Raw genomic sequence first — 6,954 nt, 5'->3', positions numbered from 1 at the left:
CCCGAGAAAGGAAGAAATGCAGGTTGATTCTTACTCCCCCCTTTGACAAGGGGGGTAAAAACTTTGTCAAAAAACGAGTATCTTTGCCAAAGTGGGAGTATCCCGATTAACTATGACTTCGCGCCACTAACAGCCAGTCAATTAGATCGGTAAGGGATTTAGATCCTTGGGTGTGGCTTATCGCCATTTTAATCAAGATTCCTTCATCAAAGATGATGATGAAACGAGTGTTTTATCATCATCTGCTGTCTTAATTAAATTTTAAGACATTTTGATACAAATTATACAACTAAAACATCTTCATAGACAATATTTCAATCAGTCTAATGTTATGCTGCTTGACATTAGAGAAATCATAGTTCATTTAATAAAGTTGTTGGGTTATGGGGTAACGGCAGGGTTCATCATTGATTTTAATGGTGAAAAAACAGGTGCTGGCGACCTCATTATTGAAGTACAAAATATGGACAACCGAGAGATTTTTAAATTCTACACAACAGGAGAAGGAGTGAGATATGAGTCCCTGGTATATGTTAGACTCAGCCGAAGTATTACAGCAACTAGACACAAATATTCCTGACGGTTTGAAGCAATCGGAAGTTACCCGCCGTTTAAAAAAATATGGCTCTAACCAGTTGACAGAGCAGCCAGGAGAAAGTCTCTGGCAAATTCTGTGGAAGCAATTGACGGCAACAATGGTTGTGGTTTTAATTGTGGCGGCACTAATCTCCATTGCGTTGCGCGATTACACCAACGCTGTGGCGATTTTAGCCATCGTTGCGTTTAATGCCATTTTGGGAGTACGACAAGAAAACCAGGCAAGAGTGGCAATCGCAGCACTCAAAAAGCTCGCCGTTTCCACCGTTAAAGTGCGACGGGATCGGCGAGTACAAGAGATCTCAGCTCGTCAGCTTGTGCCAGGTGATATAGTTCTCCTCGAAACAGGAAACCTAGTAGCAGCCGACTACCGTTTGCTGGAAAGTTCCAATCTCCGCATTCAGGAATCCTCCCTTACCGGAGAATCGGAGCCAACTGATAAGAATACTAATAAGCTTGAACAAGAAAATCCACCTTTGGCAGATCGCCATAACATGGCATATATGGGAACTGCGATCGCCTATGGACGAGGACTTGCAGTCGTCACAGAAACAGGCAATGAAACAGAGTTAGGACACATTGCCACAGCAATTCAAACAGTAAAGCCCAAGCCGACTCCACTCCAGCAACGTCTGGATCAACTTGGCGTAAAGCTAGCAATCATCACCCTTTTCCTTGTAGTTGCGATCTTCGGGTTAGGTCTACTGCGGGGTGAGGAATTATCATTAATGTTCATCACCGCTGTGAGTTTAGCAGTTGCAGCAGTGCCCGAAGGCTTACCTGCCGTTGTCACCATTGCCTTGGCTCTGGGGGCACAACGAATGCTGAAAAAGCACGCGCTGATTCGCAAACTACCCGCAGTAGAAACATTAGGCTCCGTAACAGTTATTTGCTCTGATAAGACAGGCACGCTGACGGAGAATCGCATGACGGCGACATTTCTTGCTGTAGAGGGGCATCAAGTTGATTTAACCACACCCCTGGCAGAATTGAATACCGATGAAGACTTGTCTAGTATGCTTGAGGAGCAACCTGTATTAGCTTGGCTTCTAACCGGAGCAGCGCTTTGCAACGACGCACTTTTGGAACCCCATCCCGATATTCCCCATCAGTTTCAGACGGTGGGAGATCCCACTGAAGGGGCGCTAGTGATGACGGCGGATCACCTCGGATTATCAAAAGCAAAATTAGAGGAATCGTTGCCCCGTGTCGGAGAGAAACCCTTTGATGCAGAGCGGAAGCGGATGACAACTCTTCATAAGCTCCCACTCGTCACAAATACGATCCCAGAGGGATTAAAACTGATCGTGTCTGGGTTATTGGAGTTGGGAGAGGCATCTTATATTGCCTTTACAAAAGGCGGTGTTGGCAGCTTGCTGGAGGTTACGGATCGTGTCTTGGTGAATGGGCGAGCAGAAAAACTCGATCGGCAGTGGCACAAAAAAATTATTGAGAATAACGATCAGTTAGCCCGGAATGGGATGCGAGTTTTAGGCGTTGCCTTTCGCCCATTTACCTCAGAGACGATCGATTTAGATAGAAAAGCTTTGGACGAAGATGCCCTAGAGCAGAACCTGATTTTTATGGGCATGATTGGTATCATCGATCCCATTCGTCCTGAAGTCAAAGATTCAGTATTGATGTGTCAGGAAGCAGGAATTCGTCCAGTTATGATCACCGGAGATCATCCCCTCACAGCTCAATCTATTGCCCGGGAATTGGGAATTGTCCCAAACGATCGCATCCTGACTGGGCAAGAGCTATCCCAACTGTCTAGCGAAGATCTGAAACATCAAGTCGAAAATATATCTGTCTATGCCAGGGTTTCACCACAGAACAAGTTAGATATTGTGAAAGCCTTGCAAACACGAGGACACATTGTCGCAATGACGGGCGATGGGGTGAATGATGCGCCCGCTTTAAAACAAGCAGACATTGGCATTGCCATGGGGATCACAGGTACAGATGTCGCCAAGGAAGCGGCAGATATGGTCCTGTTAGACGATAACTTTGCCACTATCATCGCAGCGATTAAGGAAGGGCGAGTCATCTATGACAACATTCGCAAGTTTATCAAATACACCTTAACGGGAAATGCTGGCGAACTATGGGCGATTATACTGGCTCCATTTTTGGGGATGCCGTTGCCGCTGATTCCCCTCCAAATTCTGTGGGTTAATCTATTGGCAGATGGTTTACTAGCGCTAGCCTTGAGTGTAGAACCCTCCGAACGAAAAATCATGCGCCGCCCACCTCGTCGCCCGAATGAGAGCATTTTTAGTCGTGGAGTGGGTAGCGAGATTATTTGGGTAGGGCTATTACTGGGATTAGTTTTGCTTGCCATTGCTTATCACTATTGGTCTAGGGGTGACGCAAATTGGCAAACGATGGTGTTTACAACACTCACTTTATCTCGTGTTGGACTTGCGGAAACGATGCGTTCAGAAAGGGAGTCAGTGTTTCGCCTGGGGCTGTTCTCCAATAAACCGCTTTTAGGAGCCGTAATTCTGACGATTGGGCTGCAAATGGCTGTAGTTTATATTCCTATTTTGCAAACTATTTTCCATACAACATCGTTATCTGCGAGGGATCTGCTCATTAGTTTTGGATTGAGTACCATCGTCCTTTGGGCGATTGAGCTAGAGAAGTGCTTCACTCGACGAAAATAATCGGATCTCGAGCAACAAATCCACCACGATTTCAAACATCAGGCTGTCATACTAATTGTTAACAATACTAGAGGAAAGATCGTGAGTACTGCAATTGACAACTTTACCAAACAACTTCATGACAATTTAGAAGCGGTTGAAGATCGAGTAAAATCCCTGAAGGACAGCATTCAATCTGCACCGAAAAAAACTCAAGCTGAGATTCAATCGAGACTCGACGAAGCGAAGATAACACTAGACGCTAAGAAACAAGAATTCGATGAATATCGGGCAAAGCTCAAAACTCAATTTGAGGAAAAAGAATCTGAGGTGAAATCGAATGTCGAGGAATGGAAAGCAAGTCGCGAAGTCAAGAAACTCGAACATCGGGCAGACAAAGCTGAAGACTATGCAGCTACGACGATCTTCTTAGCAATGACGACGATAGAAGAAGCCGAAGAAGCAACCTTGGCCGCAATCGCCGCCAGACTTGATGCAAAAGCGGCTTTGGGAACTACAACGAACTAAAACACGATTAAACCAAGCTTGTCCGGTTATTAAGCGCAACCTCATACAGAATTGGTATAAGACTGTGAACTATTAACCTGCCAAGATTTGAGATATGAGTGAAAAATAATGTAGAGACGTATCACTGCCACGTCTCTACAAGGGTTCTTGATATAGCAGTCGCCAAGGCGCTTAGTGCATTTTTGGTCACTTTGTCAGTGTATTTCGTCTCCGATCAATGACTTAACCGCCCTGGCAGTTGCTATAACGCATATTTAATTTCTGGAGATATTTAAAGGAATCATCATGGTAAGTAAAATTGACATTAGCAAATCTGTGCCGCGTGAGCGATGGGGTGAATTTTTTGATCAGTTTTCAAGTGGTAATCGTGGACGGAATATTTCAATCGAAATCATCAATTCAGAACTCGATAATGCAGAACTGATTCAGAACGCACCTTTGATGGCAATGGTTTACGATCGCCCCGGAAAGGGAGATGATTTGGTGATTGAAGTGGGTCGAGATGAAGTGACATACGCTCACACAATCGATTCACCAACTGAAGTTTTAACGGGACAGAACTCAAACGGTTTGATGATAGCGGTTCGGATTAGTGACACTGCCGGGACAAAAACGTTGATCCAGCTACAAGCTAGTTGATCTGGTTCCATAATGCCCAGTTCAGATGAAACAGCACTCAACATTTCACGATCCATACTCAATAACCCGCAGTAATCAATATGTCTGAGATTCAAAACAAAGTAGTAATCATCACCGGAGCCAGCAGTGGTTTAGGTGAGGCAACTGCGAAGCGACTTGCTGCTAGTGGAGCCAAACTGATGCTGGCCGCCCGCCGCGAAGATCGGCTGAAAGAATTGGTTGCAGCGATTGCCAAATCAGGAGGAACTGCAAACTACCGAGTGACGGATGTGACAGATCGCGCACAAGTGGAAGCCTTGGCAAAGGAAACTTTGAGTACATACAGCAGGATCGATGTACTCATCAATAACGCTGGGTTGATGCCCCTCTCTCCTCTCGACGAAGTAAAGGTGGAGGAGTGGGATCGGATGATTGATGTCAACATCAAGGGTGTCCTCTATGGGATTGCTGCTGTGTTACCGACGATGCGTCAGCAAAAGTTGGGTCACATTATTAATCTATCGTCAGTAGCCGGACATCATGTGTTTCCAGCGGGAGCGGTTTATTGTGCCACTAAGTATGCAGTGCGAGCGATCTCTGAAGGGCTGCGACTAGAGTCAAACGGTGAAATCCGTTCGACTAATATCTCACCAGGAGCCGTTGCTACTGAGTTGACTGCCACAATTACCGATAAAGACACAGCAGCCGGAATTAATCAATTTTATGCGATCGCCATTGATGCAGATGCCATTGCCCGTGCGATCGCTTATGCCATTGAGCAGCCTGGTGATGTTGATGTGAATGAAATTATCATCCGTCCGACACGTCAAGAACTTTAGATTTAGGTTCACAAAAGACGTAAGACACAATTAAACTAAACTCGTCAGGGAGTCTAATTGACATGGTTAACGAATCTAATGCTTATTTGTTAGGTGGTGGTATCGGCTCTTTGGCTGCCGCAGCCTTCATGATTCGAGACGGTGGACTCCCTGGCGGAAATATTTTTATCCTAGAAGCAAAGCCTCTCCTCGGCGGGAGTTTGGATGGATATGGGAACCCTGTAGACGGTTATTCGATGCGGGGGGGACGGATGTTGACAACCGACAATTACGAATGTACTTGGGATCTTTACAAGTCCATCCCATCCCTGACTTCGCCCAATAAAACGGTATTTGACGAAACAATGGAGTTCAATCAAAAGCACAAGTCAAATTCCATGGCGCGTCTCGTTAACAGTCACCGTGCGAAAGTCCCCGTAAGTTCGATGGGCTTTTCCATGGAAAATCGTCAGGAATTGCTGAAGCTTAGTCTGGCTGATGAAGATGACTTGGGTGCTAGCTGTATCACTGATTGGCTTTCCCCTGAATTCTTCGAGACTGAATTCTGGTATATGTGGTCTACTACATTTGCCTTTCAGTCATGGCACAGTGCCGTTGAATTCAAGCGTTACTTGCATCGCTTCATGCTCGAATTCTCTCGGATTGAAACCCTCGCTGGGATTAAGCGAACCATTTACAATCAGTATGATTCCTTGGTTTGTCCATTGCAGAGTTGGCTTAAAGCCCAAGATGTCCATTTCATTCTAGATGCCAAGGTGACGGATCTAGAGCGCAACACCGCAGAGGGTAAGTTGGTAGTGACAGGCATTCATTATCAGCAGAGTGGTGAAAGTAAAACCATCGCGGTTAAAGACGGCGACCTAGTTTTTCTGCAAAACGGATCGATGACTGATGCCTCAAGTTTGGGATCGATGACAAGTGCGCCCAAGAAGCTCACCAAACAGGATTGCCACAGTTGGAGTTTGTGGGAAAAGCTAGCGGCAGAAAGCCCAGATTTCGGGAATCCTGCTGCTTTTAATAGCAGCATTCCAGAGTCTCTCTGGGAGTCTTTTACCGTCACGCTTAAAACCCCCACATTCTTCGACAAGATGGTCGAATTTAGCGGCAATCAACCAGGAACTGGCGGACTCGTCACCTTTAAAGACTCAAATTGGCTCATGTCGATTGTACTCGCCTATCAACCGCACTTTGCGAATCAGCCTGCTGATGTCCAGGTGTTCTGGGGATATGCCCTTTTCCCGGATCGCGTGGGTGATTTCGTTCCTAAGCCGATGAGTGACTGCAATGGTGAAGAAATTCTGCGAGAATTATGCGGTCATCTTCGATTCGATCTGGACACTGTGGCATCGGCAAACTGTATTCCTTGCAGAATGCCGTATATCACCAGTATGTTTATGCCGCGTTTACGCACAGATCGACCTTTGCCAATCCCTCGTAGCTCAAAGAACCTCGCTTTCATCAGTCAGTTTGTCGAAATTCCTGATGATGTCGTCTTCACGGTTGAGTATTCGGTGCGAGTTGCTCAGATGGCGGTTTATGAATTCCTAGGTATCGATCGCAAGATCCCACCTATCTCGCCTCACGATAAGTCACTGCGAGTGCAGTTTGATGCTTTGGTTAAAGCGTTTAATTGACACTCCCCGGTCTAAAGACACGGAGATTCTTAAGACTTCGCAGCCCTAATATCCTGATGAATCAGGTTCCCGTGCGCAATCCTGTTGCCT

At 45.9% G+C, this 6,954-nt stretch carries 5 protein-coding genes; all 5 read left to right on the top strand.

Annotated elements, in window-relative coordinates; translation table 11 throughout:
* The first annotated feature begins 515 nt into the window (after positions 1-515).
* On the top strand, positions 516-3,266 hold the full coding sequence (locus NJ959_RS23590; protein ID WP_254014191.1) for a cation-translocating P-type ATPase: 2,751 nt from the start codon (positions 516-518) through the stop codon (positions 3,264-3,266).
* 81 nt (positions 3,267-3,347) lie between these two features.
* Positions 3,348-3,773 (top strand): hypothetical protein, encoded by a 426-nt coding sequence (locus tag NJ959_RS23585; protein ID WP_254014190.1) that lies wholly within the window; start codon positions 3,348-3,350, stop codon positions 3,771-3,773.
* Positions 3,774-4,058: 285 nt separating this feature from the next.
* Complete coding sequence (locus NJ959_RS23580; RefSeq protein WP_254014189.1) at positions 4,059-4,412, top strand: DUF5335 family protein; 354 nt, start codon at positions 4,059-4,061, stop codon at positions 4,410-4,412.
* An 80-nt stretch (positions 4,413-4,492) separates the two neighbouring features.
* Positions 4,493-5,230 (top strand): SDR family oxidoreductase, encoded by a 738-nt coding sequence (locus NJ959_RS23575; RefSeq protein ID WP_254014188.1) that lies wholly within the window; start codon positions 4,493-4,495, stop codon positions 5,228-5,230.
* A gap of 62 nt (positions 5,231-5,292) precedes the next feature.
* Positions 5,293-6,864: an oleate hydratase gene (locus NJ959_RS23570; RefSeq protein ID WP_254014187.1), complete on the top strand. Its 1,572-nt coding sequence runs from the start codon at positions 5,293-5,295 to the stop codon at positions 6,862-6,864.
* Positions 6,865-6,954: the final 90 nt, after the last annotated feature.

The sequence above is a fragment of the Limnofasciculus baicalensis BBK-W-15 genome, assembly GCF_024178385.1.
Classification (GTDB): domain Bacteria; phylum Cyanobacteriota; class Cyanobacteriia; order Cyanobacteriales; family Coleofasciculaceae; genus Limnofasciculus; species Limnofasciculus baicalensis.
The sequence above is the reverse complement of the archived record's forward strand: the minus strand, read 5'-3'. Positions and strand labels throughout refer to the sequence as shown.